This is a genomic window from Ruegeria sp. AM4 (assembly GCF_056540665.1).
Window position 1 is genome coordinate 318,295 of the sequence record NZ_JBQFXD010000002.1, and the last position, 22,012, is coordinate 340,306.

A 22,012-nucleotide genomic window follows, 5' to 3' on the forward strand; every position below is an offset into this window, starting at 1 on the left:
TTTACCTCAAAGAGACCCATGCTGGAACCCCCTGCGAAGGATATACCGTGAGCGCTAACGGATTTTTCGACGAAGGAGAGCTGGTTGCGGTGCTAACTACGCAACCGCTGGACCGGACGCTGGACTATAAAGCGCCGGAAGGTGGGTGCTTTCTGGGTGCGTTTGTCGAGGTGCCGTTGGGGCCGCGCAAGGTGCTGGGCGTGGTTTGGGGACCGGGGCAGGGTGGATTTGATCTGGCCAAAGCGCGATCGGTGATCCGGGTGCTTGAGGTCGCGCCGATGCGCGAAGAGATGCGGGTGTTTCTTGGGAAAGTGGCCGACTACACGCTGACGCCGATGCCAGCAATGCTGCGCCTGGCGACGCGCGCACCAGGGTTGGGCGATCCGCCGTCGATGCGCAAAGTATACCGTCTGGGTAGCGCGGAGCCGGATCGGATGACCGACGCGCGTACGCGCGTGCTTGAGGTGTTGCGCGACTATGGCGGCTTGGCCTTTACGCTAAAGGAGCTGGCCGAACAGGCTGGCGTAACCTCATCCGTTGTCAAAGGCTTGGTCAAACTTGGCGCTGTTCGGGAAGAGGATAGTCCGCGAGATTTGCCCTACCCGCATCTTGATCCCGATTTGCCCGGAAAGGAACTGACCGAGGATCAGGCAACCGCTGTCGCTCGACTTCAGGCCGGGCAGCAGACAGGTGACTATGGCACGACGCTGCTGAAAGGCGTGACAGGGTCGGGCAAGACCGAGGTTTACCTTGAGGCGGTGGCCGAGGCCCTGCGCTTGGGGCGACAGGCGCTGGTCTTGCTGCCTGAAATTGCGCTGACCGCAGAATTCCTGACCCGCGTCGAGGCGCGGTTTGGCGCGCGGCCCGCCGAGTGGCATTCGGGTGCGACCATGACGGAACGCCGCCGGGTTTGGCGGATGGTCGGGCAGGGCGATGCGCAGCTGGTCGTCGGGGCCCGGTCGGCGCTGTTCCTGCCGTTTCGTGATCTGGGGCTGGTCGTGGTCGATGAAGAACACGATACTTCCTACAAGCAGGAAGACGGGGTGCATTACAGCGCGCGGGATATGGCCGTGCTGCGTTCGGCCATCTGTGGGGCGCGGGTGATTCTTGCCAGCGCGACGCCCTCGCTGGAAAGCTGGGCCAATGCCGAGGCGGGCAAGTACGAACGGCTGGACCTGACTTCGCGGTTCGGCGCGGCGGTCTTGCCCGAGATGAAGCCCATCGACATGCGCGCCGAGCAAATGCAGCCGGGGACATGGATTTCCCCGTCACTGCGGCAGGCCGTGACCCAGCGGATCGAAAAGGGCGAACAATCGCTACTGTTCATCAACCGCCGGGGCTATGCGCCGGTGACGCTGTGCCGGGCCTGCGGCGAGCAGATCGCCTGCGATCATTGCGATGCGCGGATGGTGGAACACCGGTTCCTGAAACGGCTGATGTGTCATCAGTGCGGTGAGACAAAGCCGATGCCCGAGGCCTGTCCGTCTTGCGAGGTCGAGGGCAAGCTGGCCCCGGTTGGGCCAGGCATCGAACGGCTGGCCGAAGAGGCCGAGGCAACCTTTCCCGACGCCAAGATTGCGATGCTCAGTTCTGACCTGTTCGGATCGGCGCGGGCGTTGAAAGCCAAAATCGAAGAAATTGCTGCGGGCGACGCGGATATCGTCATCGGTACGCAATTGGTCGCCAAGGGGCACAACTTTCCCAAGCTGACGCTGGTCGGTGTGATCGATGCGGACCTTAGCCTGCATGGCGCTGACCTGCGGGCGGCAGAGCGGACGTTCCAGCTGATGCGGCAGGTCGCCGGTCGGGCCGGTCGGGCGGACAAGCCCGGGCAGGCGCTGTTGCAAACCTTTCAGCCGGAACATCCCGTGATCCGCGCGATCTTATCCGGCGATGAGGAGGGGTTCTGGACCGCCGAAGCCGCCGGGCGGCAGGCTGCTGGTGTGCCACCTTACGGACGTATGGCCGGTATCGTGCTGTCCGGCCCCGAGGTCGGCCCGGTTTTTGATATTGGCAACGCTATGGCCCGCAATGACGCAGCTCTGCGCGATGTGGGGGCGCAGGTCTTCGGTCCCGCACCGGCGCCGATTGCGCGCATACGTGGGCGGCATCGCGTGCGATTGTTGGTCAAAGCACCCAAAGGAGCGCCGATCCAGGACGCCATCGCCCGCTGGATTGCGCCGTTGCGTTTGAAAGGTGAACTGCGGCTGACCGTCGATATCGACCCGCAGAGCTTTTATTGACCTCTGCATCAATGCAGACCCATTGTGCGCTGCGATCTTGCCTATCGCCAAAGTGCAAAAATGGGCGTAGAGGGGTCTCATGCTGAAACCCATGCCCTTGTCCGAGGCGCAAAGCCTGCCATTCTGGCGCCGCCCCATTGCGCTTTTGTTCGTGATGGCGATGACCATGCCGATTGCGTTCAACGGCTGGAGCGCGCTGCTGAACAACTTTGTCATCGAAGTGGCGAATTTTGATGGGGCTGATATCGGCCTGTTGCACACGGTGCGTGAAATCCCGGGTTTTCTGGCCGTCGGCGTGATCGCTGTGATCATCTTTATCCGCGAGCAGGTTCTGGCGATGATCTCTTTGATCATGCTGGGTGTTGCAACCGCCGTAACGGCCTGGTTCCCCAGCCTGGGCGGGTTGCTGTTCGTGACACTGTTCAGCTCGATCGGCTTTCACTACTACGAAACGGTGAACCAGTCGCTGCAATTGCAATGGCTGCCAAAAGACCGCGCGCCGCAGGTATTGGGGTGGCTGGTGGCGATGGGGTCGGCCTCGACCATGGTGGTTTACGGGCTGATCGTGCTGACGTGGGATCGGTTCGATCTGTCCTACAATACTGTATTCATGGCCACAGGCGGGGTTACGGCGCTGTTGGCGTTGTTTTGCCTGATTGCCTTTCCCCAGTTCGACGCCCCGACACCGCAAACCAAGAAAATCGTGCTGCGCCGCAGATACTGGCTGTATTACGCCTTGCAGTTCATGGCCGGTGCGCGGCGTCAGATTTTTATCGTGTTCGCCGGTTTCATGATGGTGGAGCGCTTTGGGTTCGACGTACATGAATTGACGGGCCTCTATATGATCAACCTGATGATCAACATGATGGCCGCCCCGCTGCTGGGCAAAGCGGTTTCGATGTTTGGTGAGCGGCGCACGCTGATCTTCGAATATACAGGTCTGGCGATTGTCTTCGCCGCATATGGCGGCATCTACTGGTTCGGTTGGGGGGTCCTTTTGGCCGCGATCCTCTATGTGATTGACCATGTGCTGTTTGCGCTGGCGCTGGCTCTGAAAACCTATTTTCAGAAGATCGCCGATCCTGCCGACATTGCGCCTACCGCAGCGGTTGCATTCACCATCAACCATATCGCCGCCGTTTTCCTGCCAGCGCTGCTGGGGCTGCTATGGGTCGTCTCGCCCGGTGCCGTTTTTGGATTGGCTGCTGCGATGGCGGTAGTTTCTCTGGTGTTGTCGCTGCTGATCCCGCGCTATCCTGAGCCCGGGAACGAAACGGTCTTTTCGAAATACGCTCCGGCACCCGCTGAATAGTCGCGAATGCTTGACCTTGGCGGGCCGGCGCCATAGGCGCTGTGTCAACGGATACAGGAGGCCCACATGCCCACATTCACCGCGCTGACAACGCTGACCGGAAAGAAGGCCGCCGAGGGCCTGGGTGAAGCGATGGAGCGTCTGGTCCCGGAACCGACCGGCGTCGGCGTGTTCGAGGTCGAAGACGGATCGGGCCTGTGGGAAGTGGGTGGCTATTTTACCGAAACGCCGGATGAAACTGCGCTGGCTGTTCTGGCCGCGGCGTTCGACGCCAAACCTTTTGTGGTGTCGGAACTGCCTGAAACCGACTGGGTGGCCCATGTGCGCCGCGAGCTTGCCCCCGTCGAGGCCGGGCGTTTCTTTGTCTACGGCAGCCACGACGCCGACAAGCTGCCCGAGGGCCGCATCCCGCTGCTGATTGAGGCCGCGATGGCCTTTGGCACCGGACACCATGGCACAACGCTTGGATGCCTCAAGGCGCTGGACACGCTGCTTGACGAAGGTTTCAGCGCCTCAAGCGTGGCAGATATCGGCTGTGGCACGGCGGTCTTGGCGATGGCAGCAGCGCGCGTCTGGGACGGAGATATCATCGCAAGCGACATTGATCAGGTGGCGGTCGACGTGGCCGAGGCAAACCTGAAGGCAAATGGCATGTCCGGTGCCGTTCGATGCGTCGAGGCGGCGGGTTTCGATCACCCTGATCTGAAGGCACATGCGCCCTACGATCTGATTTTCGCCAATATCCTGAAAGGACCTTTGGTCGCCCTTGCACCTGAGATTTCGGCCAATCTGCGCCCCGGTGGGCAGGCGATTCTCTCGGGGATATTGAATGAACAGGCCGATGACGTGCTGTCCGTTTATTTACAAAACGCGTTCAATCCGCATTCCAGAAACGCCATTGGTGAATGGACGACGCTAATCTTAACGAAACAGGGCGAAAATTAGGCCATTTACAGGAGTTTTCTGGATTTACGCCACGGATTCGTCGCATTCTGCTTCTACCGTAATTGGATGAATCGGGGGGCGGTTTTCGGAGGCTGCCATGATGGAAAAACAACTGGAGTTTGGTCAGCGCGTATCGCGCCTGAACAAGAAACATGAAAAACTAAGCCGCGGATATCGCGCCACCATGCGTCCGGATGGACTGGTGGTGATGAAACCGCAGCGTGTCAGATCGGCGATCCCTGCCAAGGTGCTCTTGGTTTGCCTGGTCGCTTTTTTCGGGTTCAAGTCACTGTTGCTGTTCAATTTGGGCGAAACCGCCTATGACGCACGTGTCGCGGCGCTGAGCGAGGGCACCGAGGTCGAAGTTGCCGGTGCCTGGATCATGCAGTCCGAGCCGGTTTCCCAGTTCCTGGCCGCACAAATCGCCAAAATCTGGTACTGATTTTCTCGATCTTTTGACCGGGCGTAAAAAAACACCGCCTGCCTTGGGCAAGCGGTGTTCTTTTCATTTCCACTTGGTTGAGTGGCGTTGTTGCGCCTCAGCGGTGGCCTTCGGCGACCAGTTCAATGTCACCACGGCACAGGCCGATGTCGCTCAACTCGCGGTCAGTAAGGCCGTTCAGCGCGTTGCGGGTAACGCGGGCGTTGTTCCAGTCTGCAACCATCTGTGCGACCGATGCGAAATTTGCGCCGATACGGCCGACGAGGCCGAACGAGCCAGTGGCGATGCGGGTGTTATCCAGTGCAGCCATATCCTGTTTCCTTCTGGTTTGTGTTAGCGTTTGATCTTTCGATCTTCCCGGCAGTTAGTGATGTGTGCGATCGTGTTCAAGCGCAGAAATTGCATGTGTCCTATGCGTTTTCTGCAATGCTCAAAAAACCTGTAGGTCCCTTAAATTTATAGTGAAATCGCCTTAATAATCGGGTCGATTTCGTGCCATTTGCTGTCGCAATTTGTCCGTGGTGTCGCGGGCGGAATAGTGGTGTCGCATTTGGGCGCGGCTGCAATTTCCTTGGAAAATGTTCACGCTTCGTGCTAATCGGGTAAAAAGGTCACAAAAACCCGAGCAGGCCGAGGCAAAAGATGCGAATTCTGGGCATTGATCCGGGGCTTAGGACCCTGGGATGGGGCGTCATCGAATCACGAGGCAGCCGTATGAGCCACGTCGCCAACGGTCTGTGCAAGTCCGACGGCGATGACTTGGGCGAACGGCTGCTGTCCCTGCACAATCAGATTGTCGAGGTGATCGCCGAGCATCAGCCGGATCAGGCGGCGATTGAGCAAACCTTTGTGAACAAGGATGGGGCAGGTACGCTGAAACTGGGTCAGGCGCGCGGCGTGGCCTTGTTGACGCTGGCTCAGGCGGGGTTGCCGGTAGGTGAGTACGCGCCGAACCGGGTCAAGAAAACCGTTGTTGGCGTCGGGCACGCGGAAAAAGAGCAGGTCCTGCATATGGTCAAGCTGCAATTGCCGGGATGTCAGCCCAAAGGGGCCGATGCGGCGGATGCGTTGGCAATTGCCATTTGTCATGCCTATTACGGCAAGACAACGCAGGTGCAGTTGAAAGAGGTGCGGGCATGATCGGAAAACTGACGGGGCGGCTGGACTACCGCGCGGCGGATCACGTCCTGATCGATGTGCGTGGGGTTGGCTATCTCGTCTATTGCTCGGACCGGACCATGGCTGCGTTACCGGGCGTCGGCGAGGCGGTGGCGATCTACACCGATATGGTCGTGCGAGAAGACTTGATGCAGCTTTATGGCTTCCTGTCGCTGGTTGAGAAAGAGTGGCATCGCCTGCTGTGTTCGGTGCAAGGGGTTGGCGCCAAGGTCTCGCTGGCCATTCTCAGCGCGCTGGGGCCGGATGGTGTCAGCCGCGCGATTGCGCTGGGCGACTGGGGGGCCGTCAAGGCAGCAAAAGGCGTTGGTCCCAAGACCGCGCAGCGGATCGTGCTGGACCTGAAAGACAAGGCTCCGGGCGTGATGGCCATGGGCGGCACAGTGGTCGAGGCGACCGACGGCCCCGTGCCCGAGGTGGTCGAACTGCCCGAACCCGCGCCCGCAGCCAAGCCTGCGCGCCGGACGCCGACGGGTTCCGCCGCGGCGTCGGCCGGTGCCCTGTCGGCGCTGTCCAATCTGGGTTATGGCCCGTCCGAGGCGGCCTCTGCTGTGGCCGAAGCTGCGGCCAATCTGCCGGATGCGGGTGAAGCGGAACTGATCCGGGCCGCGTTGAAATTGCTGGCACCGAAAGGGTGATTGAATGGTAGACGCTGATCCCGCCCTGCGCCCCGATCCTTTGCCAGAAGACAATGATCGTGCCTTGCGCCCGCAGGGACTGGATGAATTCATTGGTCAGGCTGAGGCGCGGGCCAACCTGCGTATTTTCATCCAATCCGCCCGTCAGCGCGGCGAAGCGATGGATCATACGCTGTTCCATGGCCCTCCGGGTTTGGGCAAGACGACGTTGGCGCAGATCATGGCGCGGGAATTGGGCGTCAATTTCCGAATGACCTCGGGGCCGGTTCTGGCAAAAGCGGGTGATCTGGCGGCGATCCTGACCAATCTTGAGGCGCGCGATGTACTGTTCATCGACGAAATTCACAGGCTGAACCCGGCGGTCGAAGAAGTGTTGTACCCCGCGATGGAAGATTTCGAGCTCGATCTGGTCATCGGCGAGGGTCCCGCGGCGCGGACCGTGCGGATCGAGTTGCAGCCCTTCACCCTTGTTGGTGCGACCACGCGGATGGGGCTTTTGACGACGCCGTTGCGGGATCGGTTCGGCATCCCGACCCGTCTGCAATTCTATACGGTGGATGAATTGCACGAGATCGTCACCCGCAATGCCCGCAAGCTGGGCGCACCAGCAGATGACGAAGGTGCGCGAGAGATCGCCCGGCGTTCGCGCGGAACACCTCGGATTGCGGGGCGATTGCTGCGGCGGGTGGTGGATTTTGCCATCGTCGAAGGTGACGGACGAATAACGCGTGAATTGGCGGACAGTTCCCTGACCCGACTGGGGGTGGACAATCTGGGGCTGGACGGTGCGGACCGTCGGTACCTGAAGCTGATCGCCGAGAACTACGCTGGTGGTCCTGTTGGGATCGAGACGCTGTCGGCGGCGCTGTCGGAAAGCCGGGATTCGCTGGAAGAGGTGATCGAGCCATACCTGTTGCAGCAGGGGTTGATTCAGCGAACGCCTCGGGGCCGTATGCTGGCGCAAAAGGCTTGGACACATTTGGGAATGGCCGCGCCCAAGGGGCAAAGCGATCTGTTTGGTTGAAGCCGGGTCTCAGAGAATTTATGCCTCCGGCAGGAGTACTTTCGAAAAGATGAAGGGCAAGAAGTGACACCCGAAGAGATCGAGGCGCTTTTTACGCGCGACAGCGGCGAGTTCCTGTTTGCCCGTTGGGGGCGACCGATTGTGCCGGTCGTGTTCGGGGTCGAGGATGAGACCCTGCGCACTGTCAAAGGCGCGTTTGAGGCTGTGGTCGCGCTGGCAGGTCACAAGATGGCCGAAACCGACGCCGAGTTGGGTGTCAATTGCATGGTTTTCTTTTTCCGCGATTGGCAGGAATTGCTGGAAGTCCCCGACCTCGATCGACTGATACCTGATCTGGGGCCGCTGGTTGACCGTCTGCTGGCCGCCGACGCCAACCAGTACCGGATCTTTAGATTTGAAAATGATAGGTCCATCCGCGCGGCCTTTGTTTTTTTGAAGATGGACAAGGAATTGTCGAAAATTCCCGCCGAGACACTTGCGCTCAGCCAGGTCGTGCAAACGATCGTTTTGTGGTCAGACAGTGCCTTTCGCACGCAATCACCTCTTGCTGTTGCCGCAGAGACAACGATCCTGCGCCCCGAGATCGCTGCCTTGATCCGCGCTGCATATGATCCGGTTCTGCCTGGGGCTGCGCAGGACCCGTCACATGCCCTGCGGTTGTTTGCCCGGATGGAGGTGCCGCAATGACCCACACCTACCCGGTACGCGTCTATTATGAGGACACCGATATGGGTGGTGTCGTCTATCATGCGAACTATCTGAAATTCATCGAGCGGGCGCGTTCGGATTATGTGCGCAATTTGGGCAATGATCAGAACGCCATGCGTGAGGACGGGATCGTCTGGGTCGTGCGGCGGATCGAGGCGGATTACCTTGCACCGGCCAAATTCGATGACGAACTTGAGATCGAGACCCGCGTGGTATCACGGTCAGGTGTACGCCTGACCATGGCGCAGGTGGTTCGACGTGGGGAAACCGAACTGTTTCGCGCCACTGTCACAGCCGTTTGCATCACCAAAGACGGCAAACCGACCCGTCTTCCGGCAGAGATTCGCGCATTGCTGTAACAAAAAGCCCGCTCAGGGTGGTTCTGTTGGCATTTCATGCCCAACTGCGTTAGCGTTTGGCAAAACAAGGCCAAAACAACGGCTATCAGGCAAAACAAAGAGCAGGTTCATGGAAGCTGAAACGCTGGCGCTGGCGCAGGAGATCGATTTCTCCATGTGGGGGCTGTTTGCCCGTGCAACATTTATCGTCAAACTTGTGATGTTGATGCTGATCGTCGCATCGATCTGGTCCTGGGGGATCATCATCCAGAAGCTTATCAACTATCGGGCCGCTCGGCGCGAGGCGCAGGTATTTGATGAATCCTTCTGGTCCGGCAACCCGCTGGACGCGTTGTTTGAGCAGATCGGGACGCAGCCGGATGGCAGTTCAGAAAAGATCTTTGCTGCCGGGATGATCGAATGGCGGCGGTCGCATCGAAATGATGGCGGCTTGATAGCAGGGGCGACGGCCCGGATCGACCGGTCAATGGATGTGGCCATCGCCAAAGAGGCCGAGACCTTGCAAAAGGGCCTGCCCATCCTGGCGACGGTCGGCTCGACCGCACCGTTCATTGGCCTGTTCGGCACCGTTTGGGGCATCATGAATGCCTTTATCGAGATTGCCGAACAGCAGAACACCAACCTTGCCGTCGTGGCCCCGGGGATTGCCGAGGCGCTTCTGGCCACCGGCCTGGGCCTCTTGGCCGCGATCCCGGCGGTGATTTTCTATAACAAGCTCAGCGCGGATAGTGACCGGATCGTTGGCGGCTACGAAGCCTTTGCCGACGAGTTTGCAACCATCCTGTCGCGTCAGTTGGACAGCTGACGATGGGCGCGGCGGTTCAGCAACCCTCGGGCGGGAACGGGCGCAGGCGCGGTCGGCGACGCGGGCGCGCACAGCCGATGGCTGAGATCAACGTGACGCCCTTTGTCGATGTCATGCTGGTGCTGCTGATCATCTTCATGGTGGCGGCGCCGCTTTTGACCGTCGGCGTGCCCGTGGACTTGCCGAAAACGGCAGCCAGCGCCTTGCCCGGCGACAACGAAGAGCCTTTGACAGTGACGCTGACGGCGGGTGGTGAGGTTCAAATCCAGACCACCGAAGTGTTGCGCGAAGAGTTGATTGGTAAGCTGCGTGCAATTGCAGCGGAACGCAGCAGCGACCGGGTGTTTTTGCGGGCGGATGGCTCAATCCCCTATGCGCAGGTGATGGAGGTCATGGGCGCATTGAACGCAGGTGGCTTTTCCAATGTGGGCCTGGTGACCGACACCGGCGGGCCGACGCTGGACGATGGGTAAAGGTGAGGTTGCGCGGTGGATACCGGCACCAAAATTTCGGCGATTGCTCATGTCAGCCTGATCAGCTGGGCGTTATTCGGCGGTACGTTCCGGTCCGAACCGTTGCCGATGGCGGTGCAGGATGTCTCGGTGATCACCGTTGAAGAATTCGCCGCGCTTTCGGTGCAGCGGCAGGCGCCCGCGGTGCCGGAAGAACCCACCGATCTGCAACAGCCCGAAGTGCCGGTGGACGAGGTTAACACGCCAGAGCCGGTCGTCGAAGAACAACCGCAACCAGAGCCCACCCCGCCTGCGGAACCTGAGCCTGAACCTGAGCCTGAAATCGTCGAACTTCCGTCCGATCCGGAAGTGGTCGAAGAACCGCCGCAACTGGATCAGCCCGACGCAGAGATTGCGGCTCTGCCAGCCCCCCCGGGCCCGGATACGCCACCCAGCCCAGCAGATAAGATCGCACCCGAGCCGATTGCGCCACCACCACCCGACGTGAAGCCTGATGATGTCGAGACCCCGCCCGTGTCGCTGGACGAAGGGGCGGAGATTCAGCAGGCGCAGCAGGACCAGACCGCACCGGAAGAGGCCGCGCCCGAGATCGTGACCGAGGCAGAAGAGGCGGATGACCCTGCGCCCAAAACCTCGCCCCGTCCGCGTGTCAGGCCCAACCGCCCGACGCCTCCGCCCGAGCCGGACGTTGCCGAGGCACCAGACCCCGAGCCAACCGAACCGGCACCCAGCAATCAGGATGCGATCAACGACGCGCTGACCGAGGCATTGGGCACTGCAGCCGAACCGTCTGGACCGCCTTTGACCAGCGGTGAGAAAGACGCGATGCGTCTTGCCGTGTCGAAGTGCTGGAATGTCGGATCTTTGTCGACGGATGCCTTGAACGTCGTTGTCGTTGTCGGGTTCTCGCTGACCCCTGACGGAAAGGTCCAAGGTGGCAGCCTGAAGTTGTTGGACAGCTCTGGCGGCTCGCCCGGTGCCGAAAAACAAGCCTACGAGGCCGCAAGGCGCGCAATTCTGCGCTGTGGGGCCAAAGGATACGACTTGCCTGCTGACAAATACGATCATTGGCGAGATGTTGAGATTACATTCAATCCCGAGAGGATGCGGATAAAATGATGAAACTTCTGACCAGTCTCTTTGTCGGTCTGACCTTGTTGTCGACGCCGGCGTTTGCGCAAAGTGGACCGCTGCGTCTGGAACTGGATCAAGGGATCATCGAACCCTTGCCCTTTGCGGTGCCCAGCTTTGTGCCCGATGGGCCGGCCGCGTCGCAATATGCGCAGGACATCTCGCGCGTGGTGGCGGCGGATTTGACTGGTACGGGCCTGTTCCGTGAGATCTCGTCAGATGCGTTCATCAGCCGGGTCAGCAGCTTTGACGCGCCGGTCCAGTTTGCCGACTGGAAGGCGATCAATGCCGAGGCTTTAGTGACCGGCGCGGTCAATGTTTCGGGTAATCGACTGACGGTGCGGTTCCGTGTCTGGGACGTGTTCTCGGGTCAGGAACTGGGCAATGGTCTGCAATTTGCTGGTACCACGGAAGGCTGGCGGCGCATGGCACATAAGGTGGCCGATCAGGTCTATAGCCGGGTGACGGGTGAAGGCGGGTACTTTGACAGCCGCGTCGCGTTCGTATCGGAAAGCGGACCCAAGAATCAAAGGGCCAAGCGGATCGCCATCATGGACTATGATGGCGCGAATGTGCAGTACCTGACCGACAGCGCGGCGATTGTGCTTGCGCCTCGGTTCTCACCGAACGGCGATCAATTGCTCTATACCAGCTATGAGACCGGCCAGCCGCGAATTTACGTGCTGGACGTAGGCCGGGTGAAACGGCAGGAACTGAAGACGCAGGAAGGCACCATGAGCTTTTCTCCGCGCTTCTCGCCCGATGGCCGTTCCATCGTGTACTCGCTGACGCAGGGCGGCAACACGGATCTGTGGAAGATGGATCTGGCCTCGGGGCAGAGTGTGCGCCTGACCAACACCCCTGCGATCGAAACTGCGCCAAGCTATGCGCCGGATGGATCAAGGATCGTCTTTGAAAGCGACCGTTCGGGCACACCGCAACTTTATGTCATGCCCGCCAATGGGGGCGAGGCGACGCGGATCAGCTTTGGTCAGGGCCGCTATGGAACCCCGGTCTGGTCGCCGCGCGGGGACCTGATCGCCTTTACCAAGCAGAACAAAGGCCGGTTCCACATCGGCGTCATGCGCACGGATGGCAGCGAGGAACGCTTGCTGACCGCGTCGTTCCTGGACGAAGGCCCGACATGGTCACCCAACGGGCGCGTCATCATGTTCACCCGCGAAACACAAGGCGCAAGCGGCCGGTCGTCGCTTTATTCGGTTGATATTTCGGGGCGGAATTTGAAGCCTGTACGGACACCTGACGGGGGTAGCGACCCGTCATGGGGGCCGCTGCAGAATTGACTAAGACGCGGTGTGGGTGACGTTCACAACAAACCCGCATTGTGCTAAATAGATGATAATAAACAAATGGAACACGAGGCACTGACATGAACCTTCTGAGCAAAGCGGCGGCGCTGGGCGCATTGGCGCTGATCGCCGCCTGTACGAATACCGACCCTTCGGCCCTTGGCGGTGGCGGACCGGGCGGCAGCGGCGCATTGGTGCCGGGCTCACCAAGCGATCCGCGTTCTCCCGCATATTTCCAGCAAACTGTTGGCGATCGGGTACTGTTCGAGGTGGACCAGTCGACGCTGACACCCGCAGCACAGCAGGTTCTTCAGGGGCAGGCGGAATGGCTTTTGGCCAACACCGATTTTGTCGCCACGATCGAAGGTCACGCGGACGAGCAAGGCACGCGGGAATACAACCTCGCCCTTGGTGCGCGCCGGGCCAACGCTGCACGGGAATATCTGATCTCGCGCGGGGTGGCTGGCAACCGTCTGACGACCGTAAGTTATGGCAAGGAACGCCCGATCGAGATTTGCAGCACCGAGGAATGCTATTCCAAGAACCGCCGTGCGGTGACGGTGCTGACCGGTTCAACCTTGGGGTAAGACAATGAAATTTGCAGGATGGGTTCTGGCGGCGGTGGTGACCGCCGCAGGTATGGCGCAGGCGCAGGATCAGCAGACTTTGGCGGATATTCGTCAGGAACTGACGGTGCTGCATGTTGAAATCCAGCGCCTCAAGCGCGAGTTCTCGACCACAGGCTCGCCGACGCCGAACCTTTCCGGCAGCTCTGTGCTTGAACGCGTTGACGCCATCGAGGCCGAATTGCAGCGGCTGACGCGTCAGACCGAACAGTTGAACCAGCGGGTGCAGAACATTGTCACCGACGGCACAAACCGGATCGGCGACTTGGAGTTTCGGCTGGTCGAACTGGAAGGCGGCGATTTGAGTGCTTTGGGTGAAACCAGCACCTTGGGCGGGGACAATCCCGGTACTGCCGTCGCCGCTGCAACTCCCACACAACCCGTCGAAGCGGAACAGGGCGAACTTGCTGTGGGTGAGCAGGCTGATTTTGACGCCGCCGCGCAGGCGCTGACGGATGGTGATTATCAGACTGCGGCCGACTTGTTTTCGCAATTCGACCTCGCATATCCGGGCAGCCCGCTGGCACCGGAAGCCAACCTGCGGCGAGGCCAGGCCCTGGAGGGTTTGGGTGACACCCGCGAAGCAGCCCGGGCGTTTTTGGCCAGCTTTACAGGTGATTCCGAAGGTCCAATAGCCCCCGAGGCGCTGTTTGAATTGGGTGCCGCGCTGGGCCGTCTGGGGCAGACCGATCAGGCCTGCATAACGCTGGGCGAGGTCGGCGTGCGCTTTCCCGCCTCGGGCCAGGCCGCGTCAGCGACACAGGAAATGGCCTCACTGGGCTGTACTTGACTATCGACGCCGATACCCTGCGCAGGGAGATTCGGGCGCATCTGCCTGACCGATTGCCGCCGCGTCTTGGCGTGGCAGTGTCCGGTGGTAGCGATTCGACAGCGTTATTGTACCTGCTGGCGGAAATCTCGCGTCAGGAAGGGATCGTGCTGTTTGCGGCGACCGTCGATCATGGATTGCGACCCGAGGCTGCGGAAGAGGCGAGAACAGTTGCGGCTCTGGCGCGCCGCTTGGGTGTCCCACATCAAACGTTGAAGTGGCGAGGTTGGGACGGGACCGGCAACCTGCAGGATGCGGCGCGTCGCGCGCGCTATGGGTTGCTGATCCGATGGGCCCGGGAGCAGGAGTCGCCAGCCATTGCGTTGGGCCATACTGCGGACGATCAGGCGGAAACCGTTCTGATGCGATTGTCGCGATCCGCGGGTGTCTCGGGTCTGTCGGCCATGGCGCAACTGCGGTCAGAAGAGGGAGTTGACCTGTTGCGCCCGATGCTTTCAATCACCCGCGCGCAATTGCAAAGCTACCTGATGCAATCCGGCCTTGAGTGGATCGAGGATCCATCGAATCAAGATCAGCGATTTGAGCGGATCAAGGTACGAAAGGCCCTTGCGCAACTTGAACCGCTGGGGATCACCGCCGATACCTTGTCTCGGGTGGCTGAAAATCTGACCCAAGCGCGCGAGGCGTTGGCGCAATACGCGCAAGACTCCGCCCGTCGGGTTGTTCGCGTCGATGGTGGCGATATCTGTATCGACCGCGACAGCTTTGGTGAATTGCCCGAAGAGATCCGACGCAGGATCATCGTTGCTGCCGTTGTCTGGATTGCAGGCGCTGGCTATCCCCCTCGACACAGCGCTGTTGACCGGGCGCTGCACGCTCTGACCGCGAATGGGACCTTGCCGATTGGCGGATGCCTTTTGGTCCCGGACGCAGAAAACATGTGGATTTGCAGAGAGCTAATGCCCGTTAGCGAAAAAGTATCGTGCTTGAATGAGCCTTGGGACAACCGCTGGGTCGTCACCGGGCCGAATGCGGTCAATGCTCAGGTCCGCGCGCTTGGCGAAGATGGACTTCTTCAGCTTTCGGACTGGCGCGCTTTGGGAAAGCCCCGCAAAGCACTGCTAGCGACGCCTGCGGTTTGGGCAGAAGACACCTTGTTGGCGGCTCCTTTGGCGGGGTTTTGTGGTGAATGGCGCATAAAAATGTCTGAGAACCGGCCCGAGTTCTTCAGTTCGATTTTATCGCATTGAACCTGCCTCAATCATCTCTATTTTAAAGAGTAACTCCGGCAGGCCCCCATCTGCCGAAACCGTTTGGGAGAATTTCCTTGGGCAACGCTCGTAACATCGCCTTCTGGGTCGTTCTGTTCCTGTTGATCCTTGCACTGTTCAATTTGTTCAGCGGATCGGGTGGAACGCTTCAGAATAACGAAAGAACCTATTCCGAATTCGTCAGCGCCGTAGATGCCGGAGACGTCACAAACGTGACTCTGGACGGCGAGCAGATTCGGTACCGCACCAGCGACAACCGCGACTATGTCACCATCAAGCCCGGCGATGCCGAGGTGACGAAGCTGCTGATCGACAAGAACATCCCCGTGCGCGCGGAAAAACAGCAGCAGTCCGGTTTCCAGTCCTTCCTGATCACTCTGCTGCCCTTCCTGCTGCTGATCGGTGTCTGGGTCTATTTCATGAACCGGATGCAAGGTGGCGGCAAAGGCGGCGCGATGGGCTTTGGCAAGTCCAAGGCCAAGATGCTGACCGAAAAGCATGGCCGCGTGACCTTTGATGATGTCGCTGGCATCGACGAGGCCAAGGAAGAGTTGGAAGAGATCGTGGAATTCCTGCGCAACCCGCAGAAATTCTCGCGTCTGGGCGGCAAGATCCCGAAAGGCGCGCTGCTGGTTGGCCCTCCGGGTACCGGTAAGACGCTGCTGGCTCGTGCCATTGCGGGTGAAGCAGGTGTGCCGTTCTTCACCATTTCGGGCTCGGATTTCGTTGAGATGTTTGTGGGTGTCGGTGCAAGCCGTGTCCGTGACATGTTCGAACAGGCCAAGAAGAACGCGCCTTGCATCGTATTCATCGACGAAATTGACGCCGTGGGTCGCCATCGTGGTGCCGGCTATGGCGGTGGCAATGACGAACGCGAACAGACCCTCAACCAGTTGCTGGTTGAGATGGACGGGTTCGAGGCCAATGAAGGCGTGATCATTCTGGCGGCCACCAACCGTAAAGACGTTCTGGACCCTGCGCTGCTGCGTCCGGGCCGGTTTGACCGGAACGTGACCGTCGGCAACCCTGACATTAAAGGCCGTGAGAAAATCTTGGGCGTGCACGCGCGCAAAACGCCTTTGGGCCCCGATGTCGATCTGCGCATCATCGCGCGGGGTACCCCAGGCTTCTCGGGTGCCGATCTGGCCAACCTCGTGAACGAGGCTGCGCTGATGGCCGCACGTGTGGGTCGCCGCTTTGTCACTATGGAAGATTTTGAGAACGCCAAGGACAAGGTGATGATGGGGGCCGAGCGCCGCTCGATGGTGCTGACCCAGGATCAGAAGGAAAAGACCGCTTACCACGAATCTGGTCACGCCGTTGTTGGCATGACCCTGCCGTTGTGTGATCCGGTCTATAAGGCGACAATCATTCCGCGCGGTGGTGCGCTGGGTATGGTTGTCAGCCTGCCCGAGATGGACCAGCTGAACTATCACCGCGACGAGTGCGAGCAGAAGCTGGCGATGACGATGGCGGGCAAAGCCGCCGAAGTGATCAAATACGGCGAAGATCACGTCTCGAACGGCCCTGCGGGTGACATCATGCAGGCCAGCCAGTTGGCGCGCGCCATGGTGATGCGCTGGGGCATGTCCGACAAGGTTGGCAATATCGACTATGCCGAAGCGCATGAGGGGTATTCGGGTAACACCGCTGGTTTCTCGGTTTCAGCGCATACCAAAGAGCTGATCGAGGAAGAGGTGAAACGCCTGATCCAGCAGGGTTACGAGCGCGCCCATAGCATCCTGACCGAGAAGAACGAGGAATGGGAGCGTCTGGCACAAGGTCTGCTGGAATACGAAACCCTGACCGGGGACGAGATCAAGCGCGTCATGAATGGTGAGCCGCCCACCGCGGACGATGACGAAGGCGACAGCCCGGATGAGGGCAACGCGCCAAGCGTGACGGCTATTCCCAAGACCAAGGCCAAGAAGTCGCCGCCCGAGGGCGGGATGGAGCCCGAACCTTCGGCATAATGAAAAGAGACCCGGGCAATCCCCGGGTCTTTTCTTTTTCGGCGCGCTGGCATCTATTGCGGCTAGGTGTCGGATGAAAGAAAGGTATGCCCATGCCCGTGCTGCGCGAAACTGAGTATGTGGCCGAAGTTGTCTGGTTGGGTCATGTGCCATCCGGCAAATCTCTGCGCGCCGAAGCGGTTGGTTCTTTGGATCTGGATTTCTCGGGTGACAAAGCGGCGCGGCACGAAGGTGTCAATCGGGCGTCTTGCGTGCGGGTCAAGAACCTGTATCCACAGGGAACCGAAATCCGAAACGTGCGCCAGCTTTCGATACTGTCCGCCGAAGAGATCGGGACAATCACCTCTGAGATCGGGCTTGAACATCTGGACCCGGCCTATCTGGGGGCCAGCATCGTGGTCAAGGGGATCCCGGATTTCACCCATGTTCCACCGTCCTCGCGATTGCAGATCACGGGCGGGTTGACGATTACGATCGACATGGAAAACCGTCCCTGCGTGCTGCCGGGGCGAGAAATCGAAACAGACCTTCCCGGACACGGAGCCGCCTTCAAACCCGCAGCCGTGGGTCGGCGGGGCGTCACAGCCTGGGTCGAGCGGCCCGGGTCGATCGCCTTGGGGGACCGGATGGCGCTGTTCGTTCCGGATCAGCGCGCTTGGGCACCCTGACGGGCGCGAGTTTCCGATTATAGGCGGGTGAAAACCGGCAACGCCGTTTCGCGGCCTGATTATGTCGGAATTCATATCTATCTCGACGGTGTACAATTGTATGGGTTGACCAGCGCTGACGTCCATGCGTCGGCTATGCACGGCATTCAATCAGGGACTCGGGCCAATGAGCTACAAATCCGACATCGAAATCGCTCGCGAAGCGAACAAGAAGCCGATTCAGGAAATCGGTGCCAAGCTGGGCATCTCCAGCGACGATCTGCTGCCCTATGGCCACGACAAGGCGAAGGTCAGCCAGGACTTCATCAACTCGGTTCAGGACCGCGAAGACGGCAAGCTGATCCTGGTGACCGCGATCAACCCGACCCCTGCTGGCGAGGGTAAGACGACCACGACCGTTGGTCTCGGTGATGGCTTGAACCGCATCGGTAAGAACGCGATGATCTGTATCCGCGAGGCCTCGCTGGGCCCGAACTTCGGCATGAAGGGTGGCGCTGCGGGTGGCGGCTATGCGCAGGTTGTTCCGATGGAAGAGATGAACCTGCACTTCACCGGCGACTTCCACGCTATCACCTCGGCCCACTCGCTGCTGTCGGCGATGATCGACAACCACATCTACTGGGGCAACGAGCAGGAGATCGACACCCGCCGCGTCGCATGGCGTCGTGTGGTCGACATGAACGACCGTGCCCTGCGTCAGATCACGGCGTCTCTGGGCGGCGTATCGAACGGCTTCCCGCGCGAGGCGGGCTTTGACATCACCGTGGCGTCCGAGGTCATGGCGATCCTGTGTCTGGCCAACAACCTGAAAGACCTGGAAAAGCGTCTGGGTGACATCATCGTTGCCTATCGCCGCGACAAGACCCCGGTTTACTGCCGCGACATCAAAGCCGAAGGCGCGATGACCGTTCTGCTCAAAGATGCGATGCAGCCAAACCTGGTTCAGACGCTGGAGAACAACCCGGCCTTTGTTCACGGTGGTCCTTTCGCGAACATCGCACATGGCTGTAACTCGGTCATCGCGACCAAAACCGCGCTGAAAGTGGCCGACTATGTAGTGACCGAAGCCGGTTTCGGTGCCGACCTGGGTGCCGAGAAGTTCATGAACATCAAGTGTCGCAAGGCGGGCATCGCCCCGTCGGCTGTGGTGCTGGTCGCCACTGTGCGCGCGATGAAGATGAACGGCGGTGTTGCCAAAGCCGATCTGGGTGCGGAAAACGTCGATGCGGTTCAGTCGGGCTGTGCCAACCTGGGCCGTCACATCGAGAACGTGAAATCTTTTGGTGTGCCTGTTGTTGTCGCAATCAACCACTTTGTCACCGATACGGATGACGAAGTGCAGGCCGTCAAGGATTACTGCGAAACCCACGGCGTCGAGGCAGTCCTGTCGCGTCACTGGGAACTGGGTTCGGACGGTTCTGCGCCGCTGGCCGAGAAAGTTGTCGAAATCGTTGAAAACGGTGCCGCGAACTTTGCACCGATCTACCCCGACGAGATGCCGCTGTTCGAGAAGATCGAAACCATCGCCAAGCGCATCTATCGTGCCGACGAAGTTCTGGCCGACAACAAGATTCGCAACCAGCTGCGTGAGTGGGAAGAAGCAGGCTATGGCAACCTGCCGGTTTGCATGGCGAAGACGCAGTATTCGTTCTCGACCGACCCGACCCTGCGCGGCGCGCCCACCGGCCACTCGGTTCCGGTGCGCGAGGTTCGCCTGTCCGCAGGTGCCGGTTTCATTGTGGTTGTCTGCGGTGAGATCATGACCATGCCCGGTCTGCCGCGCAAACCGGCTGCTGAGACCATCTGCCTCAATGACGCAGGTGAGATCGAGGGCTTGTTCTAAGCGCCCGAATGATACATCTCGTGGACCGGGGATTTCCCCGGTCCATGAGGAGATTGCAATGCCCACTCTGATACCGCCGCAGGACTGCCACTCGATGCAGGAATTGCGGGTTCAGATCGACAAGCTGGACCGCCAACTGATTGAAATGTTGGTGACGCGCGCAAGCTATATCGACCGCGCATCTCAGCTGAAACCCGGCGAGGGGTTGCCCGCCCGTATCCCGGTTCGTGTCGAAGAGGTGGTGCGGCGCGTGCGCACAAGTTCCGGCGAGTTGGGCATGGACCCCGATCTTGCCGAACAGCTTTGGCGCATCTTGATTGACTGGTCGATTGCCCGCGAAGAACGCGTGCTCGGCCCCGACTGAAGAACCGGGCGCCATGAGCGCCCGATCCGCTTTTCGAAGGAAGGGATCAAAGAATGGTAGCGCAGGTTATCGACGGCAAGGCGTTTGCGGCCAAGGTTCGTGCTCAGGTTGCCGATCAGGTGGCACGGCTGAAAGAAGAAAATGGCATCACCCCCGGACTTGCGGTGGTTCTGGTGGGCGAGGACCCGGCAAGCCAGGTCTATGTGCGGTCAAAGGGCAAGATGACCGTCGAAGTCGGCATGAACTCGTACGAACACAAGCTGGACGCGGACACCTCGGAAGAGGACCTGCTGACACTGATCGACAAGCTGAACAACGACCCGGCGGTGCATGGAATTCTGGTGCAATTGCCGCTGCCCAAACATCTGAATGAAGATCTGGTAATCAATTCGATCGATCCGGCCAAAGATGTGGACGGGTTCCACATCTCGAATGTGGGCCTGCTGGGCACTGGGCAAAAGTCGATGGTACCGTGCACCCCGCTGGGCTGCCTGATGATGCTGCGCGACCACCATGGCTCGCTGTCGGGGATGGATGCGGTTGTCATTGGTCGGTCGAACATCGTGGGTAAGCCGATGGCGCAATTGCTGCTGGGCGACAGCTGCACGGTGACCATTGCGCATAGCCGCACCAAGGACCTGCCCGATGTTGTTCGCCGGGCCGACATCGTCGTCGCCGCCGTCGGCCGCCCAGAAATGGTGCCGGGCGACTGGATCAAGGAAGGTGCGACGGTGATCGACGTGGGCATCAACCGCATCGAGCGCGACGGCAAGAACAAGCTTGTGGGCGACGTGGATTATGCCAGCGCAGCCGAGCGTGCCGGAGCGATCACACCGGTGCCCGGCGGGGTGGGTCCGATGACAATCGCCTGCCTGCTGGCCAATACCCTCACCGCGTGCTGCCGCGCCAACAAACTCGCCGAGCCGGAAGGGCTGACGGCGTAAGCTGAATACCATCATCGGCATACCGAATGCCGGGCGAACAAATCCGGGCTGAAAGGCGAGTGCTTTTCAGCCCATTTTTTTACGTTCACGGTTTTTTGAATACGTTCAATTGGCGCTTTGATGCTGCGCGTGCGGATGATAAGCATTATATCCCAACCGGTTAGGTCCAGACGGGCTAGCCGGGGGCGTGTTGGGCTGGAATCGGGATATCGTTTGTTAACAAGTATAAAGTCAGTGACAAGTCAGATCCTGGCGCAGTGCAGCCCGCAACGGGTGATTGCAGGGATCGTTTTCATTCCATTGTTGGCTTATTCCTTTGCCCCATTCAGGGATATGGACCTGTCATTTCCTCTGCGTATCGTGTTCTGGACCGGAGTTATGGGGTTGGCTCTTGGCGCGACTTGGACGGCCAGCCGGCTGGTGCGAGAGCGCCTGTGTCAAAGCCGACAGCTAGTACGGGACGCCGCTTTCACCGTGCTGATCCTGATCCTGTTCGCTCCTTCCCTGTGGGGTTTGGCCTGGCTAGTGTTTTCCTTCGTCGGCAAGAACGCCCCGAGCCTCGCAGCGGTGCTGCCATATGGCGGCCTGTTTGCGGCGGGGTTGATTCTGGTCCGCTATCGGAAAGACGAACTGCCGGACCAACCAAAACAGCGACCCAGGTTGCTGCTGCGGTTACCTGAGAGCTTTGACGGACAGATTTATCGGCTGACGGTTCGGGATCATCAGGTCGATGTGGTCACGTCCGAGGGGATTTTCACCATCCGATCCCGTTTCACCGACGCAATTTCCGAAATGGAGCCGGAACCGGGCCATTGCGCGCACAGATCGCACTGGGTGGCCACGGCTGCCATATCCGGGGTCGAAAAGCAGGGGGCAAAGACGTTGTTGCGATTACACAATGGCGATCTTGTTCCGGTCAGCCGGAAATACTATCCGGACTTGGAAGCTGCCGGGTTGGTCTAGGACG

At 59.9% G+C, this 22,012-nt stretch carries 23 protein-coding genes; 22 read left to right on the top strand and 1 reads right to left on the bottom strand.

The features are described from left to right. The first annotated feature begins 47 nt into the window (after positions 1-47). The 4 genes from ACR0JA_RS07000 (at position 48) to ACR0JA_RS07015 (ending at position 4,942) form a co-directional block, all read left to right on the top strand. Positions 48-2,243, top strand: coding sequence for a primosomal protein N' (locus ACR0JA_RS07000; protein WP_480571961.1), 2,196 nt, complete (start codon positions 48-50; stop codon positions 2,241-2,243). A gap of 79 nt (positions 2,244-2,322) precedes the next feature. Further along, the gene (locus tag ACR0JA_RS07005; RefSeq protein WP_480571964.1) at positions 2,323-3,555 is read left to right on the top strand and encodes an MFS transporter; all 1,233 of its coding nucleotides are present in this window, start codon (positions 2,323-2,325) and stop codon (positions 3,553-3,555) included. A gap of 66 nt (positions 3,556-3,621) precedes the next feature. Beyond that, positions 3,622-4,500: a 50S ribosomal protein L11 methyltransferase gene (locus ACR0JA_RS07010; protein ID WP_480571967.1), complete on the top strand. Its 879-nt coding sequence runs from the start codon at positions 3,622-3,624 to the stop codon at positions 4,498-4,500. A gap of 97 nt (positions 4,501-4,597) precedes the next feature. Beyond that, positions 4,598-4,942 carry a hypothetical protein gene (locus ACR0JA_RS07015; protein WP_480571969.1) on the top strand — a complete coding sequence of 115 codons (345 nt, stop codon included), beginning with the start codon at positions 4,598-4,600 and terminating at the stop codon, positions 4,940-4,942. A gap of 97 nt (positions 4,943-5,039) precedes the next feature. On the opposite strand, the gene ACR0JA_RS07020 is transcribed toward ACR0JA_RS07015, so the two are convergent. Continuing rightward, entirely contained in the window at positions 5,040-5,252 is a 213-nt protein-coding gene (locus ACR0JA_RS07020; RefSeq protein ID WP_480571972.1) for a DUF1127 domain-containing protein, read from the bottom strand. A gap of 332 nt (positions 5,253-5,584) precedes the next feature. Between ACR0JA_RS07020 and ruvC the strand changes: the two genes are divergently transcribed. From ruvC to ACR0JA_RS07110, 18 genes are all read left to right on the top strand, one after another. After that, positions 5,585-6,082 carry a crossover junction endodeoxyribonuclease RuvC gene (gene ruvC, locus ACR0JA_RS07025; RefSeq protein ID WP_480571975.1) on the top strand — a complete coding sequence of 166 codons (498 nt, stop codon included), beginning with the start codon at positions 5,585-5,587 and terminating at the stop codon, positions 6,080-6,082. Further along, positions 6,079-6,756 carry a Holliday junction branch migration protein RuvA gene (gene ruvA / locus ACR0JA_RS07030; protein WP_480571978.1) on the top strand — a complete coding sequence of 226 codons (678 nt, stop codon included), beginning with the start codon at positions 6,079-6,081 and terminating at the stop codon, positions 6,754-6,756. The genes ruvC and ruvA overlap by 4 nt, the downstream gene beginning before the upstream one ends. A 4-nt stretch (positions 6,757-6,760) precedes the next feature. After that, positions 6,761-7,780: a Holliday junction branch migration DNA helicase RuvB gene (ruvB, locus tag ACR0JA_RS07035; protein ID WP_480571981.1), complete on the top strand. Its 1,020-nt coding sequence runs from the start codon at positions 6,761-6,763 to the stop codon at positions 7,778-7,780. 63 nt (positions 7,781-7,843) lie between these two features. Continuing rightward, positions 7,844-8,467, top strand: coding sequence for a hypothetical protein (locus ACR0JA_RS07040; RefSeq protein ID WP_480571983.1), 624 nt, complete (start codon positions 7,844-7,846; stop codon positions 8,465-8,467). After that, positions 8,464-8,847 carry a tol-pal system-associated acyl-CoA thioesterase gene (gene ybgC / locus ACR0JA_RS07045; RefSeq protein WP_480571985.1) on the top strand — a complete coding sequence of 128 codons (384 nt, stop codon included), beginning with the start codon at positions 8,464-8,466 and terminating at the stop codon, positions 8,845-8,847. Before ACR0JA_RS07040 ends, ybgC begins: the two co-directional genes overlap by 4 nt. Before the next feature lie 109 nt (positions 8,848-8,956). Further along, positions 8,957-9,652, top strand: coding sequence for a protein TolQ (gene tolQ / locus ACR0JA_RS07050; protein ID WP_480571988.1), 696 nt, complete (start codon positions 8,957-8,959; stop codon positions 9,650-9,652). A gap of 2 nt (positions 9,653-9,654) precedes the next feature. Next, complete coding sequence (gene tolR / locus ACR0JA_RS07055; RefSeq protein WP_480571991.1) at positions 9,655-10,125, top strand: protein TolR; 471 nt, start codon at positions 9,655-9,657, stop codon at positions 10,123-10,125. A 15-nt stretch (positions 10,126-10,140) separates the two neighbouring features. Beyond that, a complete protein-coding gene (locus ACR0JA_RS07060; RefSeq protein ID WP_480571994.1) occupies positions 10,141-11,244 on the top strand; it encodes an energy transducer TonB in 1,104 nt (367 codons plus the stop codon). Next, on the top strand, positions 11,241-12,560 hold the full coding sequence (tolB, locus tag ACR0JA_RS07065) for a Tol-Pal system beta propeller repeat protein TolB (RefSeq protein WP_480571997.1): 1,320 nt from the start codon (positions 11,241-11,243) through the stop codon (positions 12,558-12,560). Before ACR0JA_RS07060 ends, tolB begins: the two co-directional genes overlap by 4 nt. A gap of 86 nt (positions 12,561-12,646) precedes the next feature. Then, positions 12,647-13,153 carry a peptidoglycan-associated lipoprotein Pal gene (gene pal, locus ACR0JA_RS07070; protein ID WP_480572000.1) on the top strand — a complete coding sequence of 169 codons (507 nt, stop codon included), beginning with the start codon at positions 12,647-12,649 and terminating at the stop codon, positions 13,151-13,153. Between the two features lie 4 nt (positions 13,154-13,157). Then, on the top strand, positions 13,158-13,982 hold the full coding sequence (ybgF, locus tag ACR0JA_RS07075) for a tol-pal system protein YbgF (RefSeq protein WP_480572003.1): 825 nt from the start codon (positions 13,158-13,160) through the stop codon (positions 13,980-13,982). Continuing rightward, the gene (tilS, locus tag ACR0JA_RS07080) at positions 13,979-15,232 is read left to right on the top strand and encodes a tRNA lysidine(34) synthetase TilS (protein ID WP_480572006.1); all 1,254 of its coding nucleotides are present in this window, start codon (positions 13,979-13,981) and stop codon (positions 15,230-15,232) included. The genes ybgF and tilS overlap by 4 nt, the downstream gene beginning before the upstream one ends. 77 nt (positions 15,233-15,309) lie before the next feature. Beyond that, complete coding sequence (ftsH, locus tag ACR0JA_RS07085) at positions 15,310-17,226, top strand: ATP-dependent zinc metalloprotease FtsH (RefSeq protein WP_480572009.1); 1,917 nt, start codon at positions 15,310-15,312, stop codon at positions 17,224-17,226. A 92-nt stretch (positions 17,227-17,318) separates the two neighbouring features. Beyond that, positions 17,319-17,894: an MOSC domain-containing protein gene (locus tag ACR0JA_RS07090; RefSeq protein ID WP_480572399.1), complete on the top strand. Its 576-nt coding sequence runs from the start codon at positions 17,319-17,321 to the stop codon at positions 17,892-17,894. A 166-nt stretch (positions 17,895-18,060) separates the two neighbouring features. Next, complete coding sequence (locus ACR0JA_RS07095) at positions 18,061-19,737, top strand: formate--tetrahydrofolate ligase (protein ID WP_480572012.1); 1,677 nt, start codon at positions 18,061-18,063, stop codon at positions 19,735-19,737. A gap of 58 nt (positions 19,738-19,795) precedes the next feature. After that, positions 19,796-20,101 (top strand): chorismate mutase, encoded by a 306-nt coding sequence (locus tag ACR0JA_RS07100; RefSeq protein WP_480572015.1) that lies wholly within the window; start codon positions 19,796-19,798, stop codon positions 20,099-20,101. Positions 20,102-20,154: 53 nt separating this feature from the next. After that, positions 20,155-21,045, top strand: coding sequence for a bifunctional methylenetetrahydrofolate dehydrogenase/methenyltetrahydrofolate cyclohydrolase FolD (gene folD, locus ACR0JA_RS07105; RefSeq protein WP_480572018.1), 891 nt, complete (start codon positions 20,155-20,157; stop codon positions 21,043-21,045). Between the two features lie 234 nt (positions 21,046-21,279). Beyond that, the gene (locus ACR0JA_RS07110) at positions 21,280-22,008 is read left to right on the top strand and encodes a LytTR family DNA-binding domain-containing protein (protein WP_480572022.1); all 729 of its coding nucleotides are present in this window, start codon (positions 21,280-21,282) and stop codon (positions 22,006-22,008) included. The last annotated feature ends 4 nt before the right edge of the window (positions 22,009-22,012 follow it).